The sequence below is a fragment of the Gemmatimonadales bacterium genome (genome assembly GCA_030697825.1).
In the GTDB taxonomy this organism is placed as follows: domain Bacteria; phylum Gemmatimonadota; class Gemmatimonadetes; order Gemmatimonadales; family JACORV01; genus JACORV01.
In genome coordinates, this window is the sequence record JAUYOW010000099.1 from 1 (window position 1) to 18896 (window position 18896).

Consider the following 18896-nt stretch of genomic DNA (forward strand, 5'->3'; position numbering starts at 1 on the left):
CGGCAGTTCCAGCAGGTGACTCCGATGCTACGCTGCTTCGAGCACTGGTTCGGCCCGTATCCCTGGTACGAGGACGGCTACAAGCTCATCGAGGCGCCCCACCTGGGGATGGAGCACCAGAGCGGCATCGCCTACGGCAACCACTACCAGAACGGGTACCTGGGGCGCGACGTCTCGCGCACCGGCCTCGGCCTCCAGTGGGACTTCATCATCGTCCACGAGAGCGCCCACGAGTGGTGGGGCAACAACATCTCGGCACAGGACCACGCCGACATGTGGGTGCACGAGAGTTTCGCGAACTACGCCGAGGGGATCTACACCGAATGCCAGCAGGGCAGGAGCGCCGGCGCCGCGTACATCATCGGCTCGCGCCGCGGCATCCGGAACGACCGCCCGATCCTCGGTACGTTCGGTGTCAATCGCGCGGGCTCGGGCGACATGTACCCCAAGGGCGGGAACATGCTGCACACGATCCGCACGATCATCGACGACGACGCGCGGTGGCGTGGCATCCTGCGCGGCCTGAACCAGACGTTCCGGCGCCAAACCGTCACCGGGCAGCAGGTCCGGGACTACATCAGCCGCGAGGCCGGACTGGACCTGAGCAAGGTGTTCGCGCAGTACCTGACGACGACGATGATCCCGTCGTTCGAGTATCGCGTCGAGGGCACAACACTCTCATTCCACTGGGCGAACGTGGTCCCCGGGTTCGGCATGCCGGTGAGGGTGAACGTGCCGGGAATGGGCTCGCGGGTGCTGCACCCGACGGAGGCGTGGCAGAGCCTGGCGGTGAGTTCCCCGCAGGCGGCCGAGCTGGTGGTGGACGAGAACTTCTACGTGACGCAGCGCAACGCCGGCGCGCCGGCGGGGACCCGGAGGCGGTCTTCAGCGCGCGCTGGGCGCCGGATGGCAGGCGCATCGCGGTGACAGGCACGACGCGAATGTGGATCGCTAACGCCGACGGGTCGAACCCGGTGGCGTTCTGTCCGCCGCCCGCCGGATGCTTCTTTCCGCTCAACCTCGACTGGTCGCCGGACGGCACCCGCATTCTGCTGGACAGCTTCAACGCGCTCTCGCTGGCCAAGGTCGATGGCTCGAGCGCGACGCCGCTCCAGACGTCCACGAGCTGTTGCGACATCGCCGTCGGAACACCGCGGTGGTCGCCGGACGGTTCACAGATCGCGTTCGTGAAGATTCCCGCCGGCTAGCGGCCCTGACGCCTAGTTGATTCCCACGCGACCGCGCACCTGCTCGATCATGCGCGGCGCGTCGTAGCCCACGCCGTCCTTGAACACCGTCACCACGTTGCGAATCACCGCCGGATCGCCGGTGAGATCGCCGCGCAACAGGACCAGGTCGGCGGTCTTGCCCGCTTCCACCGAACCCAGCTGGGCGTCGATGCCCAGGACTTTCGCGCCATTCAGGGTGCATACTCGCACCGCCTGCTCCACCGTGAGGCCGGCCTCGATCAGCAACTCGTAGCCCCGCTGGTCGCCGAGGCCCGGCAGCGCGCCGCCGTTGCCCGTCGGGTCCACGCCGCTGGCGAGGTTGCCGCCCGCCGCGAAGAACGCGCGGTCGAAGTCGAGCGCGCGCCGGAATCCTGCCGCCGTGAGCGGCTGACGGCTGGTCGTGTCGATGAAGGCGCGGTTGGCGACATACGCGGCCCGCACGTCCGGCGCCATCAGCCCGAGGACGCGCTCGTCGGTGACCGGCCGGTGGGGATAGAACAGCTCGAACACCGGCATCGTCGTCGTCATCGAGACGTTGCGGCGCACCATGAGCGCGATGAGATCGCGGCCGATCGGTCCGTCGGCCACCACGTGCGTGTCCAGCACCGCGAAGTTGTCGGGCGGGCAGCGGTCGAGCTGCTTGCGCGGATGGAAGTCGGTCGCCGTCAGCGCGCCGTGCGAAAGGTCGTCGATGCCCAGTTCCACGGCTTCACGGAACGTCACCGAGCACAGGTGGCCCGTGGTGCGCATGCCGCGGCGATGCGCCTCCTCGATCGCGGCTCGCATGTTCTCGCGCGTTATGTCGGTATAGAACTTGATCCACGTCGCGCCTTCCTCGGCCCAGTACGCCACGAACCGGCGGGCCTGTTCCGGCGTCGTGACGACGGACATCGAGCCCCCGCCGCCCTCGCCGGTCAGGTAGGGCGTCGTGACGTGAATGCGAGGGCCGGGCACGTTTCCGGCGTCCACGTTGCGCTTGAGGTTGATGTCGGCGTACGGCGACTGGCTGCCGGTGGTGCGGATCGTCGTCACGCCGGAGGCCAGGTACAGCCGCGGGCCGGTGAAGCTCATCTGCATCGCGCGGCCGCCCGACGCCGTGTAGTAGAGGTGATCGTGCAGTCCGACGATCCCCGGGATGACCGTGTGTCCGGCGCCGTCGATGACCTGCGCGCCCGCGGGAACGGCCGTGCGTCCCGTCGGCCCCACCAACTCGATGCGCCCGTCGCGGAGGACGATCGTCTGCCCGCGCCGCGCGGCGGACCCCGTGCCGTCCACCAGCGTCACGTTGGTGATCGCGACCACGGAGGTGTCCACGGATACCATCCGCCGGACAGCCGGAGAGAGCTGGGGACGCTGCGCCGCGGCCGACGCGGTGATCGAGCCGAGCGCGGCGGCGGCGAGTACGGCGAGCGGGAGCGTGCGGTTCGTCACGGTTCCTCCACATCCAGGGCCATCATCATCCCGGATTGCAAGTGTTCGGCGATGTGACAGTGGAGCATCCATCGCCCGGGGTTGGACATTTCGACCAGAAGGTCCACGCTGCCGCCGGCCGGCACGAGCGCAGTGTCCTTCCAGGCAGGATTCTGGTTCCGGATCCCGTTCACTGCCAATATGACGAACCGCTGGCCGTGCAGGTGAATGGGATGCTGCATGCCGTGCAGCGTATTGCGCGCGCCCACCAGGCGAATACGCACCATGTCGCCAACGCGATAGCGCCAGCGCACATCCATGTTCTCCAAGCCCGTGGCCGGATCGCGCAGCGCCCAGTGCGCCTGGCGTGCGGTCGTCGCCCAGTTCATGCCGGGCATCGTCCCGTCCCATTCGACCGGATTGAAGAAGATCGAGTCGAGCCGCATCAGCTGGGCACTCACGAACGGCAGGCCGGCAAAGTCCACGCGCAGCTCGAGCGTGCGATCCACGGGCCGATCGGCGCCGGCGAGGAAGCGCGCCAGCTCCGCGGCGGCGGGGCTGGTGCGCAGCGTGTCAAACCGGGTGCGGGGTGCGGGGTGCGGAGTGTTCGACACCGTGACGACTCCCAGCGTGTCGGTGCGGCTGAAGAACCGGCCGTTCAGGTGATCGAGTGCCCGTACGCGATTCAGCAGCGCGACGCGTCCCGGCCTCTCGAAGCGCACGTCAACCACATAACGCTCGGCGGGCGCGATCACCACGCTCTCCACCCATTCTTCGCGCGCGAAGGCGCCGAGGTCCGACCCGACGACCTTCATGCGCGCCCCCGGGCCGAATGACGCGTTGAAGGTGCGGGTGTTCGAGGCATTCGTCAGATAGAGGCGCACCACCTCGCCGCGCCGGACGTTGAGGCGCCACGCCGGCTCGCCGTTGACGAGAAAGGTGTTGCCGAACCGTCCCATGGCGGCGTGCGTTGCCGACTCCGCGCCGTACGGAACCGGGCCGTTCTCGCCGATGAGGATATCGTCGAGAATCAGAAACGCTTCGCGGTGCGCCGGCCCGAACGTGCCGGCCGGTGGTTTCACGAAGATGTTGCCGTAGAGGCCGAGGTCCTGCTGGATGTCCTCGCGCACGTGCGGGTGATACCAGTAGATGCCGGTGTCGGGGAAGCGCAGCGTGTAGACGAAGGATCCGCCGGGCGGCACTTCGGGCTGGGTCAGGCCCGGTACGCCGTCGAAGCGATTCTCCAGCCGCAGCCCGTGCCAGTGCACCGTCGAAGGAAGCGGCAGCTGGTTGGTGAAGCGCACCGTGATGCTCGCCGACTGCGACACCTCGAGCAGCGGGCCCGGGTACTGGCCGTTGAACCCGAACATCGTGTACGTACGGCCGGCGATGGTGCGCCGTACCAGGTCGGCGGAGAGTTCGAGTGTGTCGCCGCCGGCCAGCCTGACGATACGCCGCGGCACCGCAGGAGGAATGTGCGGGTCGTCAGGCGGCGACCAGGCGCGAGTCTCGGGCCGAAGCGCCATTTCCGACGGGAGCATCTCGAGCCCTGGATACATCGGCACCGGTGTCCAGCCGAGCGAGTCCGTGGTCGCATGGTGCTGATGTGGGTCGCTGCCGCTCAGGGCACCGAGAAAGTACTGGTAGGTGTCGGCCGGCCGCATGCGGTTTCCCGCCGACTCGCCGCGCAGCAGCACCGCGCCGTGTCGCTCGGTGGCCAGCGTATCGGGCTCCGCCGTCACGAGCAGATAGAATCGGTCGAAGGCGAGCGCGCCGGTGCGCGTCATGCCTTCGCGCACCACGCCCAGCTTGACCATCGGAGACATGGAGGGCGGCGCGGCCCAGGCGACGTAGCCGGGTCGGGGCCCGGTGACGGGCGGCAGACCCTTGAGCCGGAAGGTGATACGCCAGCGATGCGTGCCGTCCGCGGCCACGGCGACGGTGAACGGCCCTTCGATCCAGTCGAGTTGCGCCGTGCCCGAGGCGGAGTCCGCCGCGGCGCCGGGCAGGAGTTCGATACAGTAGAGATCCCGGCTCGCGCCGAGGCTTCCGGGCGCCACCGTGCATGGTTCCTGTGCCGCCGCGGGCGCGGCCGCGAGCATGGCAGCGAACAGGAAGCGCGCGAGCACTACCGGCGCGGGTTGCAGCCGGGCATGCGGAAGGCGCCGATGCGCGACGAGTAACGGGTGGCGTCGCGCCGCAGGTAGTCGCCGACGTACCGGATGGTGCAGTCGTCGCTCGGGTCGATCGCGGTCTGCGAGTAGTCCTCCCAGCGCAGCGTGTTCCTCTGCGCCGCCTCGCCTTCGACGAGTACAGCCTCGCGCAGCGTCAGCACGTCGCGGCGGTCGTTGGCGAGCCGCCCAGCGAAGCGCTGGCCGACGAAGTGAGCGAGGTCCCGCCTACGCCGGCCGAGCTGGTCGGGGATCTCCCGCCGGCGCTGAGCGCGGTGGTCATGGGCCTGCTCACCAAGCGGCCGGAGGGCCGGATGCAGAGCGCCGCGAACCTCGCCCTGGCGCTGGCGGAGATCAGCTAGCCGGGCGGAGGCCGCGCGGGGCGCTAGCAGCCCTCGTCGAGGACGAGCGAGGCTGACCGCGACGGCCAAGCCGGTGCCACGAATAGCGGGTCGATACTCGCGCACATGGACTCCGACTGCGAGGACAGTTCCCCGTCGTGCCACCTTCTCGATTCGATCGCGGGCGCCCGCTGCAATGCGCGTGATCGGCCACCGACCGGCAACGGTCAGCCGTCGGTCGTGATCTGCCGGATCAGCTCCGCGCGCACCGTCCCGGCGCGGTCGTTGTCCACCTGGCAGGTGCCCGCGGCATCGTGCCCGCCGCCGCCGTAGCGCAGCGCCAGGTCCCCGATGTGCGTCTTCGACGTCCGGTTGAGGACGGACTTCCCGATCGCGAACACCGTGTTCTGCTTCGCCCGGCCCCCCATCACGTGCATCGAGATGCTGCACGCCGGGTTGAGCGCGTAGATCACGAACCGGTTGCCCGCGTAGATGGTCTCCTCGCCCCGCAGATCCACCTCCACGAGGTTCCCATGAACCGTCGCGCAGCGCTTGAGCTGGGCCAGGAACGGCTCCCGGTGCTCGCGGTACAGGGCCACCCGCTCCGCCACGTGCGGCTGCCGCAGGATCTCGTCCACCTCCTGCCGCCGGCAGTAATCCACCAGCGCCATCATGAGCTGATAGTTCGACACGCCGAAATCCCGGAACCGCCCGAGGCCGGTCCGGGAATCCATCAGGAAGCCGAGCAGCACCCAGCCCTGGGGATCGAGGATCTCCTCTCGGGTGAACTGCGCCGAATCCGCCTTGTCCACGGCGGCCAGCAACGTCTCCGAGACGGAGGGGAACGCGTCCCGGCCACCGAAGTGCCGGTAAACGACTCGCGTGGCCGACGGCGCGTCCGGGTCGAGCACCAGGTTCGCGGGCGCCTTACCGCCGATCCGAACCGTTTCACTGGCGTGGTGGTCGAAGGCCAGGTGGCACCGCGGCGCGTACGGCAGGTTGGTCGTGATGTCGCGCTCGGTGATCTCGACTTTCCCGTCCTGCACGTCCTTGGGGTGCACGAACAGGATGTCGTCGATAAGATCGCGGCTCTTGAGCAGCACGGCGGAGGCCACGCCGTCGAAGTCGCTGCGGGTCACGAGGCGATAGCGCTGGTCGGCCACGAGTCACTCCATTCCGGTTGAGCGATGGCGTCGAGCGTGAAGTCGTCACCGCGGGCGGGGCCCAATCTACCGCGCGGCAGCGATCGGCCGCCATGGCGCCCCGGGTCGATCAGCAGCCCTTCTCGAGGATCGTGACCTTGTCGGGGCTGTTCGGCACCACGCACAGAAACTCGAACGGCCCCTCGACCACCTGGTACGAATGCGGCACGCCTGCCGGGATGTACAGCGTGTGGTCGGGCCCGACCTCGTGGACCGCGTCGCCGATCGTGATCCGCGCCCGGCCGCGCAGCACGTACTGCTCGTGCTCGACCAGGTTGGTGTGCCGCGGCATGCCGCCGCCCTTTCCCATGATGAAGCGGCGCAGGACGAAGTTGGGCGCGCCCTGGTCGGGGCCCACCAGCACCTGCACCTCGGTCGCCGTGCCGGCCGCGACCTTCGTCCCCGGCACGTCGCCCGCCGGCCGGACGACCCCCTGCCGTGCGTCTCCCATCGTTCCTCCTAGCCCAGCAGGCTCTTCACCACGAACCACACGTTCGCCGGCCGCTCGGCCAGCCGCCGCATGTACCACGGGAACCAGGCGCTGCCGTAGCTGATCAGCACCCGGACCGTGTGCCCCGCCCTGACCAGCGCCCGCTGGTCGGATGACCCGATGCCGTAGAGCATGTGGATCTCGAACCCGCCGTCCTTCACCCCCAGCTGAGCTGCCTTCGCCGCCAGGCGCGCGACCAGCCGCATGTCGTGGGTGCCGAAGATCGGAGGCGCACCGCCTTTCGCCGCGGCGCCCAGCAGCTTCTCGCCCAACGCGAAGTACGCCTCGTCCACGTCGGCCTTCTTCGGGAACGCGACCGCGGGCGGCTCGGCGTAGGCGCCCTTCACGAGGCGGATGATCGGTTTCAGCGGAAGCAGCGCGTCCAGGTCCTTAGGCGTGCGGTAGAGGTAGGCCTGAAGGGCGAGGCCGACGCGTTCGTGCTTCTCGCGCAGCTTCCGGAAGAGGTCGAGCGTGCGGTCCACATAGCTCGAGTCCTCCATGTCTATCGACAACAGCGATCCGTCGGCGTCGGCCTTCGCGGCCAGCGTCTCGAGATTGGAAAGGCACGCCTCGAACGACAGGTCGAGGCCGAGCTGGGTGGGCTTCACGGAAGGTTGTGAGGCGAGCCGGCGCTCCCTGATGAGGTCAAAGACGCCGAGGTAGTGATCGCGCACGGCTTCCGCCTCAGTCAGGCTCGTCAGGTTCTCGCCCAGTTGCGTGACGACGGCGCCGATGCCTCCGGCGGCGAGCGTCTGTGCGGCGCCTAACGCATCGGTCACATCCTCGCCGGGCATGAAACGCTTGACGGCGCGGCGCGCGAAGGCGCGGCGCATCATCTGGTCGGCGAGCCAGCGGCTCCGGGACGCGCTCAGCAGGACGGTTCGGGCGAGGGACATGGGTGTCGGCCTAGAGGATCACGGTGAGGAAGAGAGCGATGACGAGTACGATGGCACCCAGTACGCCTCGTTGATGCGTTTCAGGTTGTTCTCCGCCTTCTTCGCCAGCCGGGAGTCCGCGGGGAAGCGGTCGGGGTGCCAGACCTGCGCCAGGTCGCGGTACGCGCGCTTGACCTCTTCCGGGGATTTGCCCGGAAGGAGGCCGAGAACCCGATACGCGCGACGCGGTTCCATCCTGAAGCTTGCGCTGCGTCCGCCGTTACGGCCAGTGGGCGTCCCAGCCGCCGTCCTCGTTGGGCTCGTTGTCGGCGGCGGGCGCGCCGGCGCCCTCGGGCCGCCTGATCTCGTAGTTGCGCGGCGGCTCCATGCCCGCGAGGTAGCGCACGAAATAGTCCCAGCGCCGCCGGATGAAATACGGCTCGGTAAGGCTGTGCGGCCGGTCCGGCGCGATGATGAAGTCGTAGTCGCGGTTGGCCCGGGTCAGCGCGTTGATGAGCTGTATCGTCATCGCCGGGTGGACGTTGTCGTCCATGTCGCCGTGCATGAGGAGCAGGTGGCCCCGAAGGTTCTCGGCGAGCGTCTGGTTGGCCGACGCCGTGAAGTTGTCGGTGCGCCGGACCGTGTCGCGCACCAGCAGCCCCTGATACTTCTCGGCCCAGTAGATGTTGTAGCTGCGGTTGTCGTGGTTGCCGGAGCTGGAGACGGCCACCCGGTAGAAGTCGGGATAGCGCAGCATCGCGTCCGTCGAGGCGAAGCCGCCGCCCGAATGGCCCCAGATGCCCACCCGGTCGATGTCGATCCAGCGGTAGCGCGCGGCCAGCTGGCGGAGCGCAGCGACATGGTCCGGGAGCCCGTTGTCGCCGAAGTTGCCGTAGTAGTTGTCGTGGAAGGCCTTCGACCGGAGCGGAGTGCCGAGGTGGTCGATGCGGACCACGATGAACCCCAGCTCCGCGACGGCGCGCGCTTCGGCACCGCTGCTCCACGCCCAGCGGCCCACGCTCCCCACCTGCGGGCCTGGGTAGATGTTCTCGACGATCGGATAGCGCCGGGTCGAGTCGAAGTCCGACGGGCGGTACATCACGCCGTAGATGTCGGTGACGCCGTCGCGCGCCTTGGTGGTGAACACCTCACCCGGCGTCCAGCCGAAGGCGGCGAGGCGTGAGACGTCGGCGGTCTCGAAAGTGCGGATAACGCGGCCGTCGGGCGCCGCGCGCAGCACGGTGACCGGCGGGCGCTCGATCCTCGAGTAGCTGTCCACGAAGAACCGGCCGTCCGGAGAGAACGTCACCTCGTGGCTGGCATCCTCGGGCGTGATCAGCGTGAGCCCGGTGCCGTCGAAGTTCACCCGATAGAGCTGGGCGTAGTAGAGCAGCCGGCCCGGCTCGCGGCCCCGGGCGGTGAAGTAGATCTGGCGCGCGATCTCATCCACGTGCGCTACCCAGCCCACGGCCCACGCGCCCGAGGTGATCTGGTTCTTGAGCCGGCCGTCGGGGCCGAAGCGATAGAGGTGCGCCCACCCGTCGCGCTCCGACCACCAGATCAGGTCCTGCCCGTCGCGCGTGGTGTACCAGCTGGCCGGGTCTTGGGGGCTGGTCTCGACCCACGTGCGCGCCGAGTCCGCGGCGAGGACGCGGCTTTGCCCGGTGGCGGCGTCCGCTTCGATGAGGTAGATGGCCTTGGAGGCGCGGGTCTGGAAGGTGAAGTGCAGCTTCTGCGAGTCGCTGGTCCACAACGAGTCGCGCGGCGTACCGCCCAGGGAGAGCTGTGCGGGTTGCGCCGGCAGCTCGACCCGTACGGCCTGGCGGCTCGTCACGTCGATCACGTAGAGGCTGGGCTTGGGGATGATGGTGTCGCCGGGCAGGGCGTAAGGCTGGGTGAACATCCGGGGCCGCTGCGACGTGTAGGAGATGTAGGGCATCAGTCCCACGCCCCGCACGTCCTGGCGGTTCGCGGCGATCCTGCGGGAGTCGGGCGACCAGCGCAGGTTGGGCGGCCCGCTGGGCCGGCGCCGGAGTTGCTGCTGCGGGCCCGGATCGCCCTGGCCGTACCACCAGTCGCGCATGCCGTCGGTGGTGAGCTGCGTCGAGTCGCGCGTGGTGGTGGTGTCTCCCGGGCGGCGGAAGGGCCGCACCCAGACGTTATAGCCGGAGACGAACGCTTCCGTCGTCGAGTCGGGTGAGACCACGAAGCGGCGACGGTCGGGGAGCGTGTCGCTCACCGTGCAGGCGTACGTGGCCAGCACGCACACGAAGCGCTTGCGGTTGGCGCTGAACTCGATGGCGCGCTCGTGGTCCGTGAAGCGGAAGCTGGTGAACGGGAGCCGGCCCGGCTCGTAGGCGGTATCTCGCGCCACCGACATCGCCGCGGCGAGGCGCCCGTTGTCGAACAGCAGCTGGCGGGTGTTACGCACCGGGTCCACTACCACGTACTCGGCGCCGCTGCCGGTCTTGTTGCGGTACCAGAAGCGCGTCTTGTCCACCATCCAGTTGGGCCGCACCGAGTCGCCGGCCACGATGGGCGATGCGTTCCACGGCAGGAACCGCTCGGCGCGGGTGTAGTCCACCTGCTGGGCGGCCAGGATGATGGGGGTGAACGCGAGCACGGCGGCCAGCGTGCAGCTGCGGAGCACGGGTCTCATCACTGCGATCCTCCGATGGGTCGGGCGCGCCGCCCCCTGGGGAGGGTGGCGGGAACAAAGTGCAGGGAAAACGAGATCGTAGCTAGTGTACGCTTACGCAGGGAGACGGCCCGCCGTTGCGTCATTGTGAAGCCTCCTTCATTCTCGCTTCACGGCGGCTTGGCCCCCGGGGTCGCTTTTTTCCTTCGTGAACAAGAGCGCTCCCGATTCCCGACCCGCGGCTTCCGCGCGATCCCTGGCCGAGCTCTCCGAGGGCGACACGGCCTCGGTGGTGACGCTCGATCTGGAGGCCGAGGTCGCGATCCGGCTGATGGAGCTGGGCTTCATCCCCGGAAGCCGCGTGACGGCCGGGCCCAGCGCGCCGGGCGGCGACCCGCGCGTCTTCCGGGTGGACGGCAGCGAGGTCGCGCTGCGGCGCGAGACGACTCGGCACATCGTGGTGGAGGCCGTGTCGTGAGCGCCTGTCACACACCGGTGCTGGATACGCCGGCGCGGCGCGGAAAGCGGACCCGCCCGGGCACGGTGGCGATCGTCGGCGCGCCGAACTCCGGCAAGTCCACCCTCTTCAACCGGCTCACCGGGCTCAGGCAGAAGGTCGCCAACTATCCCGGGGTCACGGTCGAGCAGCGGGCCGGGACGGTGTCGCTGCGCGACGGTCGCACGATGACGCTGATCGACCTGCCGGGCTCGTACGGGCTCACGCCGCGCAGCGAGGACGAACGGGTGGTCGAGCGGGTCCTGCACGGCCGCATGCCCGGCATCCCGCGTCCCGACGCGGTACTGCTGGTGCTCGACGCCACCAACCTCGGTCGCAACCTCGCCCTCGCCGCGCCGGTCCTCGCGCTCGGGCTTCCGACCCTGGTGGTGCTCAACATGGCCGACGAGCTGCGCGCGCGGGGCGGCACGCTCGACACGGCGCAACTGGCGGCCGAGCTCGGCGCGACGGTCGCACTGGTCAGCGCCACCCGCGGCGAGGGCCTCGATACGGTGCGCCGGTTCCTCGAGGGCACGTTCGCGGTCCCGGCCCGCATCGAGCTGCCCGTCATCCAGAACGTGCCGGCGTGCCGCCTGTGGGCGGGGCGCATCGCCGACCAGTCGGCCTATCGGGCGCCGGCGCCGCCCGCTTGGACGCGGCGCCTCGACGCCGTCTTCCTCCACCCCGCCCTTGGCCCGCTGGTCTTCCTGGCCGTCGTGGTCGCGGTATTTCAGGCGATGTTCACCGTGGCACGGCCATTCATGGACGGCGTCGAAGCGCTCGTCGTCGGCTCCGGCCACTGGATCGGCGCCACGTTGCCTGCATCGATGCTGCGGGACCTGCTGCTGCAGGGCGTGTGGGCCGGCGTGGGCTCGGTGCTGGTGTTCCTCCCGCAGATCCTGCTGCTGTTCCTCTTCATCGGGATCCTGGAGGACTCCGGGTACCTGGCCCGCGCGGCGGTCATCACGGACCGCACGATGGCCCGCGTGGGGTTGCAGGGAAAGTCGTTCATCCCGCTTCTCTCGGCATACGCGTGCGCGGTGCCGGCGATCATGGCCACGCGGACGATCGAGAACCGCCGGGACCGCCTCGCGACGATACTGATCGCGCCGTTCATGACCTGCGCGGCGCGTCTGCCGGTATACACGCTCATCATCGCCGCCTTCCTGCCGGAGCGGCGGGTGCTGGGGCCGCTGCTTGGCACCCGAGCCGCAGCGCTGCTCGGGCTCTACGTCCTCGGGTTCCTGGCGGCGGTGGCGACGGCGCGGCTGCTCAAGTCCACCATCCTGAGAAGCGGGCGAGCGCCGTTCATCCTCGAGCTGCCGCCGTACCGCTGGCCCACCTTCCGCTCCCTCGGCCTGCGCCTCGTCGACCGGGCCAAGATCTTCCTCCTCCGCGCTGGGACCATCATCCTGGGCGTCACCGTGGCGCTGTGGTTGCTGGCGCACGTGCCGCTCACCGACGGCCGGGCGCCCGCGATCGCCGACAGCGTCGCCGGGACCTTGGGCCGCGCCGTCGAACCCGCCATCGCCCCGCTCGGATTCGACTGGCGGATCGGCATCGGCCTGGTGACCTCGCTGGCGGCGCGCGAAGTGATCGTGGGCACGCTCGGCGCCATTCACGGCGTCGAAGGCTCGGAGTCGTCGGCGGGACTGCAGCAGGCCTTGCGGAAGAACCTGGCGCCGGGCGGCGCCGTGGCGCTCCTGGTCTTCTTCGCGTTCGCCATGCAGTGCGTTTCGACGCTCGCGGTGGTGCGGCGCGAGACCGGGAGCTGGAAGTATCCGCTGCTCCAATTCACTTACATGCTGACGCTCGCCTATCTGGGCGCGCTCGCGGCCAACCAGATCGTGGGCCGGCTGGTCGCGAGCTGACCCTCCGGGCGCCGGCCCGGGTCGGGGCGCCGGTGGTGTCGCGCACCGGAGCCCGGGCGCCAGCCCGGTGGCAGACCGGCGCCCGCCCCCTTATGTTTCCGCCCGGTTCCGGGGCGCCGCCGATGGCCGGAAGTCCAGGTCTCGGGCGGCGCTTCGTTGTTTCACACTCAGCAGTGCAGGGCGAACATGAAGGCGACCGAGATCCGCAAAGGGCACGTCCTGTTGATGGAGGGGCAGCCCTGCCGTGTGATGGACTTCCAACACCGGACCCCCGGCAACCTGCGGGCGTTCGTGCAGCTCCGGATGCGCAACCTGATCAGCGGTAACACCTTCGACACGCGGGTCGCCGCCACCGACTTCATCGAGGAGGCGCGGCTCGACGTGAAGGAGTACCAAGTGATGTACCGCGACGATTCGGGCGTGCACGTCATGGACACCGAGAACTACGACCAGTCCACGCTCAGCAACGAGATCGTCGGCGACATGGCGCAGTGGCTGGAGCCGGAGATGCACTTCCAGGCCGAGCTGCTGAACGGCACGGCGGTGGGCATCCGGCTTCCGGCGGCGATGGAGTACACCATCCTGGAGACGTCGCCGGTGATGCGGAGCGCGACCAAGACGGCGAGCACCAAGCCGGCCAAGCTGAACAACGGCGCTACCATCCAGGTGCCTGAGTTCCTCGAGGAGGGGACGCGGGTGCGGGTGGACCCGCGGTCGGGCCAGTATCTGGAGCGGGCGAAGTAACGACTCAGGTCTGCGGGCTAAAGCGGTCGAGGAAGGATCGCTCGTCCGCGGAGAGGCCGGTCACACCGTGCTCCGCCAGCTTGGCCGCGACCCGTTCGTACTCCTCGCGGTTGACCGGGTGCAGCGTCTCGGGGCGGATGCGCGCCCAGCGTTCGGTCTGAGCCGCGCTGACCCGACCGGGCGCCGAGCCGGCCATGGCCTGGAACCGTGCCGCCGGCGAGCGCAGCTCCGCCCACTTGAGATAGAGGTATCCGCCCGCGAAGCCGCCCAGATGGGCAAAGTGTGCTACGCCCGATCGGGCGCCGCCGAACCCGCCCATCAGCCCGCCCGCCACCATGAACACGATGAGCCACCGCGCCTCGACACCGAAGACCCCGTACAGGTAGACCTTCGCCCGCGGCCAGTAGCGGGCGTAACCGAGCATGACGCCGAAGACCGCTCCCGACGCGCCGACGATGTGCGCGTAGGGCGTGAGCAGCGACAGCACCGCGCCGCCCAGACCGCTCACGAGGTAGAGCCCGATGAAGCGCCGCCCGCCCAGCCGGAGCTCGAGCTGCGGTCCGAAGAAGAACAGCGACAGCATGTTGAAGAAGAGGTGCGTGAAACCGCCGTGCACGAATTGGTAGGTGAACGCGCGCCATGGCTGGGTGAGGAGCAGCGCCGGCACGAGGTCGAGGAGCGACATCAGGCCGGGCAGGCCCATGCCGACGAAGAGCACGAAGACGTTGGCGAAGATGAGGCGCGCGACCCAAGGTGTCATGGTACCTAGGCTAGTCCCGCGGTGCGACGCGCGCCACCCAAACCGGGGAACGGGAACCGATTGCTCGGGTAATCCGTTTCACCCATTGCCGACGTAATATGTAGGAGTTTCGCCGCGCCCTGAGTGCGCGGCCAGAGGAACGCCGCCATGCTGATCCGCCGCCCGCCCGACATCCCCACCTCCGAGATCACGCCGGAGGAGCTGTACTTCGACCGCCGGAAGTTCCTCGCCGCGGTCGGCTTCGCCGCGGCCGGCCTCGCGCTCCCGCGCCTCGGGGCCGCGCTGCCGAGGCAGCGCGACGACGCGCCCAACTCGTTCGAGCAGATCACCGGCTACAACAACTTCTACGAGTTCGGCACGGGGAAGGAAGACCCGTCGGAGAACGCGGGGACGTTGCGGCCGCGGCCGTGGACGGTGGAGATCTCGGGCGAGGTAGCCCGGCCGGCGCGCTACGATATCGACGACCTGCTCCGCGGCCTGACGGTCCAGGAGCGAGTGTACCGGCATCGCTGCGTCGAAGCGTGGTCGATGGTCATCCCGTGGAACGGCGTCCAGCTGCGCGACATCATCAACCGTGTTCAGCCCACGTCGCGCGCCCGGTTCGTCGAGTTCACTACGCTCCTCGACCCGGTACAGATGCCCGGCCAGCGGCGCGGCGTGCTGCCGTGGCCGTACGTCGAAGCGCTGCGCATGGACGAAGCGATGCACCCGCTCACCATCATCGCCACGGGGCTCTACGGCCGCCCGCTCCCCAACCAGAACGGCGCGCCGCTCCACGTCGTGATCCCGTGGAAGTACGGATTCAAGGGCGCGAAGTCCATCGTTCGCATCCGGTTCAGCGAGCAGCAGCCGGCCAACACGTGGAACCTGGTCGCGCCGGACGAGTACGGCTTCTACGCCAACGTGAACCCCGAGGTGGACCACCCGCGCTGGAGCCAGGCCCGCGAGCGTCGCATCGGAGAGTTCCTGCGCCGGCCCACCCTGCCTTTCAACGGCTATGCGGATCAGGTGGCGTCGTTATACACCGGGATGGACCTGAGGCGGAACTACTGAGCCGGTCGTCATGCCGAGGCTGATCAAGCGGGCGGCCAAGCCCGCGCTGTTCCTGCTCTGTCTCGTCCCCCTCGGCAAGCTCGTCGTGGACGGGCTCACGGGGAACCTCGAGGCCGAGGTCATCAAGGACATCACTCACCGCACCGGCTTCTGGGGCATCACACTCATCACGGTGACGCTCGCCGTGACGCCGCTGCGCCGGGTTACGGCCTGGAACGGGGCGGGGCGGTACCGGCGGATGCTCGGCCTGTTCGGCTTCTTCTACATCGTGCTGCACTTCCTCATCTACCTCGTGCTCGACCAGTTCTTCGCGTGGCAGGAGATCGTGAAGGACATCGCCAAGCGGCCGTACATCACCGTGGGGTTCACCGGCTTGGTACTCATGATCCCGCTCGCCTTCACGTCCACCGCGAAGAGCGTGAAGCGGCTCGGCAGGAAGTGGGTGCCGCTGCACAGCCTGATCTACGTGACCGCGCTTGCCGGCGTCGTTCACTTCGTGTGGTCGCAGAAGGCCGACATCTCGGTGCCGACGCGCTACGGGGTGATCCTGATCGTACTGCTGGCGCTGCGGCTCGTGCCGCGCAGTAGATTGTCGGCGTGGAGTTCCACCCTCTTCCGGAACAACGACGCGCGATCGAGGCTCCCCTCGGCCCCATCCTCGTCGTCGCCGGCCCCGGAGCCGGCAAGACCTTCTGCCTCATAGGCCGCGTCGGCCACCTCATCGAGCACCTCGGCGTCGAGCCGGCGCGCATCTGCGCCGTCACCTTCACCAACAAGGCCGCCGAAGAGATCGCGCAGCGGCTGCACAATTCCCTCGGCGCCCGCGCCGAAGAAGTGACCCGCGGCACCCTGCACGCGCTCTGCCTCGGCATCCTCAGAGAGCACGGCGAAGCGATCGGTCTGCGCCAGGGCTTCGGAGTCGCCGACGAGGAGTATCAGAAGATCGTGCTGCGGCGGCTGCGCGTGCCGGGCAAGCGCGCGTCTTACGTGCTCCAGGCGTTCGGCCGGAAGCGGCTCAAGGGCGCGAAGCTGACGGCCGGAGACGAGCGGCTGTTCCAGGAGTACGTCGCCTGGCTGCGTCAACGAAGCCTGCTGGACTTCGACGACCTGGTCGCGTCCACTTCGCGGCTCCTGGACGAGCGGCCCGACGTCGCGCGAATGGTCGCGGCGCGCTGGGACTACGTGCTCGTGGACGAGTTCCAGGACCTGAACGCCGCGCAGTACGGGATCCTGAAGCACTTGGTGGAGCCGCACCACAACCTCTTCGCGGTCGGTGACGACGAGCAGTCGGTGTTCTCGTGGACCGGCGCCGACCCTCGCATCCTGAAGCAGTTTCAGGAGGAGTTCGGCCTCCCCCGGCCGATCGTCCTCGACCGGAACCACCGCTGCTCGCGGCAGATCTTCGAGACGGCGCGCCGCCTGCTCGCCGAGAACCCGACCCTGTTCGACAAGCAGCTCTCCGCCGAGCGGGCCTCCGAGCATGACGTGGCGGCCCGTGCGTTCGAGAGCGAGGACGCCGAGGCGGCGTGGATGCTCTCTGACCTCGTGGCGGACCGCGAGGCGACGGGGCTCAGCTGGGGCGATTTCGCGGTCCTCTATCGCACCCACGCGGTGGGCGACCTCCTCGAGGGTTGCTTCCTACGGGCCGGCGTCCCCTGCCGGATGGCGCGAGGGCGGCCGCTGCACGAGGACCCGGTGATCGGCTACGTGATTGCGGCGCTGCGCCTCATGCGCGACCCGCGCGACCCGGCCGCCGCCGAGGCGCTGGCGCGAAAGGTGCTGCCTGAGACTCTGCTCCAGGAGATCCTCCGCTCGACGGTAGCGGGCCCTGAGGACTTCATGCTCGCGGTGCGCGACCTCGCGGGCGCGAAGCGCGGCGACCCCGACGGGAAGAAGCTCTGGCGCTTGGTCTTCCAGGTCGAGAACCTGATCGCGCTGCACCAGTCCCACGCCTCGCTGGGCTCGCTGGTGGACGACCTCCTCTCTCAGCGTCTCGGCCCTTATCGCAACGTGCTCGAGGAGCATCACGACGAGCTGACCGATCCCGCCGAAGTCCCCGCGGCGGTCGCGCTGGCCGGACGCCTCGGGGACGCGCTGCGCTCGAAGGCGCGCGTGGTGATCGCGCGCCGGGGCGGCCTCGAGATCGCGCTGCGCGGCATGCTGTTCGGCGCCGGGTACCGGATCCTCTCGCACGAGGGGGAGGCATTCCCTCCGGCGCTGGACGACCTGAGGCTCGGGGAGGTGGACGCGCTCACCCTCTTCAAGGCGCTTCAGGTCGGGCACGCGCGGGACGCCGGCGACCCGTTCCCCGGGTTCGTGGCGTTCGACCTCGAGACCACGGACAAGGATGCCGCGACGTGCGACATCATCGAGATCGCGGCAGTGCGGGTGCGGGACGGCGAGATCGCGGACCGCTTCCACTCCCTGGTGCGGCCGACTCGGCCGATCGCGGCGCAGGCCACCAGGCTGGCGCATGGGTACACGGACGACGACGTGAAGGAAGCGCCGCCGTTCGCCGAGGTGTGGCCGAAATTCCGGGAGTTCGCGGGCGGCGACACGCTCGTCGCCCACAACGCGCAGACCTTCGATGTGCCGGTGCTGCGCCGCGCGGCCGCCGGCATGGAGGGTGTCGAGTCGCTCGTGTTCTACGACACGCTGCCGCTGGCGCGGTCGCTGTCGAGCGATAGCGCCAAGCTGGAGGACCTGGCCCACCGGTTCGGCATCGACACCGGCCGCTCGCACCGCGCGCTCGACGACTCGGTCACGCTGGCGCGAGTCTTCCGCGAGCTGTCCCGCCGCAAGATCGTGCGCACCCGGAAGTCGGTGCTCGTGAAGGTGCTCGACTGGCTGGCGGTGGCGCTGGTGCTGGAATCGCCGCGCGGGTCCACCACCGAGCACGGGCTTCTGCTCGAGCTCGCGCGGATCCACGCCCTGGGTCGCTTCAGCGACTGCCTCGACATCTATGCCGCCGAACTGGAGAAGGCCGCCGGTGCGCCGCCGGTGGTAGAGGTGATCGAGCGCCTTGGCGGGCGGAGGCTGATGGAGAAGCTGCGGGAGGACGTGGATCCCGCCAGACGATATCCCCAGGCGGTGGCGCGACTGCAGACGCTGCTCGACGCGAGTGAGGCCGACTGGCTGGACGAGGAGATCGAGCGGTTCCTCGAGCGCGTGGCGCTCTCTACGTCGGAGGGCGCGGACGTTGACCCGCACCGCGTCAATCTTCTCACGCTGCATTCCACCAAGGGGCTCGAGTTCTCGCGGGTGTACGTCGTGGGAGTCGAGAACGGCCAGATGCCCGGGCACCGCACGCTGGACAACGACGATCAGGCCGAGATCCAGGAGGCGCGGCGCCTGCTTTATGTCGGGATGACGCGCGCTCGAGACCGGCTGGTGCTCACGCGGGTGGACCGGCGCTTCGGGACCGACGCGGGCGGGAGCCGGTTCCTGGACGAGATGGAGCTCGTCCCCCTCATCGCCACGACGCCATGACCCGTCGCCGCATGGCCGGAAGCGCTTCGGCACTTGGCCTGGTCTCCGCGCTCCCCGATTTCGCCCTCGGAGCGACGTTCGTCGTCACCTAGATGGTGCCGGACGCGCTCGGGCGGCGGATGGTCGC

18 protein-coding genes are annotated in these 18896 nt (G+C 69.2%); 9 read left to right on the forward strand and 9 right to left on the reverse strand.

Going from position 1 to position 18896, the window contains the following annotated elements; translation table 11 throughout:
* Window positions 1-927 (forward strand): M1 family aminopeptidase (locus Q8Q85_04880; GenBank protein ID MDP3773582.1); only part of this gene is annotated, 927 nt, incomplete at its 5' end.
* 14 nt (window positions 928-941) lie between these two features.
* On the forward strand, window positions 942-1208 hold the full coding sequence (locus tag Q8Q85_04885; GenBank protein ID MDP3773583.1) for a hypothetical protein: 267 nt from the start codon (window positions 942-944) through the stop codon (window positions 1206-1208).
* A gap of 12 nt (window positions 1209-1220) precedes the next feature.
* On the opposite strand, the gene Q8Q85_04890 is transcribed toward Q8Q85_04885, so the two are convergent.
* Genes Q8Q85_04890 through Q8Q85_04900 form a run of 3 tightly spaced genes read right to left on the reverse strand, consistent with a single transcriptional unit; the run spans window position 1221 to window position 4974 of the window.
* Window positions 1221-2660: an amidohydrolase family protein gene (locus Q8Q85_04890; protein ID MDP3773584.1), complete on the reverse strand. Its 1440-nt coding sequence runs from the start codon at window positions 2658-2660 to the stop codon at window positions 1221-1223.
* Window positions 2657-4768, reverse strand: coding sequence for a multicopper oxidase family protein (locus Q8Q85_04895; protein MDP3773585.1), 2112 nt, complete (start codon window positions 4766-4768; stop codon window positions 2657-2659). The genes Q8Q85_04890 and Q8Q85_04895 overlap by 4 nt, the downstream gene beginning before the upstream one ends.
* Window positions 4768-4974, reverse strand: coding sequence for a hypothetical protein (locus tag Q8Q85_04900; protein MDP3773586.1), 207 nt, complete (start codon window positions 4972-4974; stop codon window positions 4768-4770). Before Q8Q85_04900 ends, Q8Q85_04895 begins: the two co-directional genes overlap by 1 nt.
* Before the next feature lie 48 nt (window positions 4975-5022).
* Between Q8Q85_04900 and Q8Q85_04905 the strand changes: the two genes are divergently transcribed.
* The gene (locus Q8Q85_04905; protein MDP3773587.1) at window positions 5023-5172 is read left to right on the forward strand and encodes a hypothetical protein; all 150 of its coding nucleotides are present in this window, start codon (window positions 5023-5025) and stop codon (window positions 5170-5172) included.
* 206 nt (window positions 5173-5378) lie between these two features.
* Here Q8Q85_04905 and Q8Q85_04910 read toward each other — a convergent pair whose 3' ends face one another.
* The 5 genes from Q8Q85_04910 to Q8Q85_04930 all read right to left on the reverse strand — a co-directional run bounded on the left by Q8Q85_04910 (window position 5379) and on the right by Q8Q85_04930 (window position 10377).
* Entirely contained in the window at window positions 5379-6314 is a 936-nt protein-coding gene (locus Q8Q85_04910) for an exopolyphosphatase (protein MDP3773588.1), read from the reverse strand.
* 109 nt (window positions 6315-6423) lie between these two features.
* The gene (locus Q8Q85_04915) at window positions 6424-6804 is read right to left on the reverse strand and encodes a cupin domain-containing protein (protein MDP3773589.1); all 381 of its coding nucleotides are present in this window, start codon (window positions 6802-6804) and stop codon (window positions 6424-6426) included.
* Window positions 6805-6812: 8 nt separating this feature from the next.
* Window positions 6813-7739 carry a proline dehydrogenase family protein gene (locus tag Q8Q85_04920; GenBank protein ID MDP3773590.1) on the reverse strand — a complete coding sequence of 309 codons (927 nt, stop codon included), beginning with the start codon at window positions 7737-7739 and terminating at the stop codon, window positions 6813-6815.
* An 18-nt stretch (window positions 7740-7757) separates the two neighbouring features.
* Window positions 7758-7973 (reverse strand): J domain-containing protein, encoded by a 216-nt coding sequence (locus tag Q8Q85_04925; protein ID MDP3773591.1) that lies wholly within the window; start codon window positions 7971-7973, stop codon window positions 7758-7760.
* 25 nt (window positions 7974-7998) lie between these two features.
* On the reverse strand, window positions 7999-10377 hold the full coding sequence (locus Q8Q85_04930; GenBank protein MDP3773592.1) for a DPP IV N-terminal domain-containing protein: 2379 nt from the start codon (window positions 10375-10377) through the stop codon (window positions 7999-8001).
* A gap of 187 nt (window positions 10378-10564) precedes the next feature.
* On the opposite strand from Q8Q85_04930, the gene Q8Q85_04935 reads away from it, so the two are divergent.
* The 3 genes from Q8Q85_04935 (at window position 10565) to efp (ending at window position 13467) form a co-directional block, all read left to right on the forward strand.
* Window positions 10565-10834 (forward strand): FeoA family protein, encoded by a 270-nt coding sequence (locus Q8Q85_04935; GenBank protein ID MDP3773593.1) that lies wholly within the window; start codon window positions 10565-10567, stop codon window positions 10832-10834.
* Window positions 10831-12723 (forward strand): ferrous iron transporter B, encoded by a 1893-nt coding sequence (locus tag Q8Q85_04940; GenBank protein MDP3773594.1) that lies wholly within the window; start codon window positions 10831-10833, stop codon window positions 12721-12723. The genes Q8Q85_04935 and Q8Q85_04940 overlap by 4 nt, the downstream gene beginning before the upstream one ends.
* A gap of 186 nt (window positions 12724-12909) precedes the next feature.
* Window positions 12910-13467, forward strand: coding sequence for an elongation factor P (gene efp, locus Q8Q85_04945; protein MDP3773595.1), 558 nt, complete (start codon window positions 12910-12912; stop codon window positions 13465-13467).
* Window positions 13468-13471: 4 nt separating this feature from the next.
* Here efp and Q8Q85_04950 read toward each other — a convergent pair whose 3' ends face one another.
* Window positions 13472-14227 carry a rhomboid family intramembrane serine protease gene (locus Q8Q85_04950; protein ID MDP3773596.1) on the reverse strand — a complete coding sequence of 252 codons (756 nt, stop codon included), beginning with the start codon at window positions 14225-14227 and terminating at the stop codon, window positions 13472-13474.
* A gap of 147 nt (window positions 14228-14374) precedes the next feature.
* On the opposite strand from Q8Q85_04950, the gene msrP reads away from it, so the two are divergent.
* Genes msrP through Q8Q85_04965 form a run of 3 tightly spaced genes read left to right on the forward strand, consistent with a single transcriptional unit; the run spans window position 14375 to window position 18769 of the window.
* Window positions 14375-15280 (forward strand): protein-methionine-sulfoxide reductase catalytic subunit MsrP, encoded by a 906-nt coding sequence (gene msrP, locus Q8Q85_04955; protein ID MDP3773597.1) that lies wholly within the window; start codon window positions 14375-14377, stop codon window positions 15278-15280.
* A gap of 10 nt (window positions 15281-15290) precedes the next feature.
* The gene (locus Q8Q85_04960) at window positions 15291-15983 is read left to right on the forward strand and encodes a protein-methionine-sulfoxide reductase heme-binding subunit MsrQ (protein MDP3773598.1); all 693 of its coding nucleotides are present in this window, start codon (window positions 15291-15293) and stop codon (window positions 15981-15983) included.
* A complete protein-coding gene (locus Q8Q85_04965; protein MDP3773599.1) occupies window positions 15878-18769 on the forward strand; it encodes a UvrD-helicase domain-containing protein in 2892 nt (963 codons plus the stop codon). Before Q8Q85_04960 ends, Q8Q85_04965 begins: the two co-directional genes overlap by 106 nt.
* Window positions 18770-18896: the final 127 nt, after the last annotated feature.

Coding starts and splice junctions, on each gene's coding strand:
- Q8Q85_04885 (MDP3773583.1), top strand. CDS start 942: ATGTGGATCGCTAACGCCGACGGGTCGAACCCGGTGGCGTTCTGTCCG.
- Q8Q85_04915 (MDP3773589.1), bottom strand. CDS start 6,804: ATGGGAGACGCACGGCAGGGGGTCGTCCGGCCGGCGGGCGACGTGCCG.
- Q8Q85_04920 (MDP3773590.1), bottom strand. CDS start 7,739: ATGTCCCTCGCCCGAACCGTCCTGCTGAGCGCGTCCCGGAGCCGCTGG.
- Q8Q85_04925 (MDP3773591.1), bottom strand. CDS start 7,973: ATGGAACCGCGTCGCGCGTATCGGGTTCTCGGCCTCCTTCCGGGCAAA.
- Q8Q85_04930 (MDP3773592.1), bottom strand. CDS start 10,377: ATGAGACCCGTGCTCCGCAGCTGCACGCTGGCCGCCGTGCTCGCGTTC.
- efp (MDP3773595.1), top strand. CDS start 12,910: ATGAAGGCGACCGAGATCCGCAAAGGGCACGTCCTGTTGATGGAGGGG.
- Q8Q85_04950 (MDP3773596.1), bottom strand. CDS start 14,227: ATGACACCTTGGGTCGCGCGCCTCATCTTCGCCAACGTCTTCGTGCTC.
- msrP (MDP3773597.1), top strand. CDS start 14,375: ATGCTGATCCGCCGCCCGCCCGACATCCCCACCTCCGAGATCACGCCG.
- Q8Q85_04960 (MDP3773598.1), top strand. CDS start 15,291: ATGCCGAGGCTGATCAAGCGGGCGGCCAAGCCCGCGCTGTTCCTGCTC.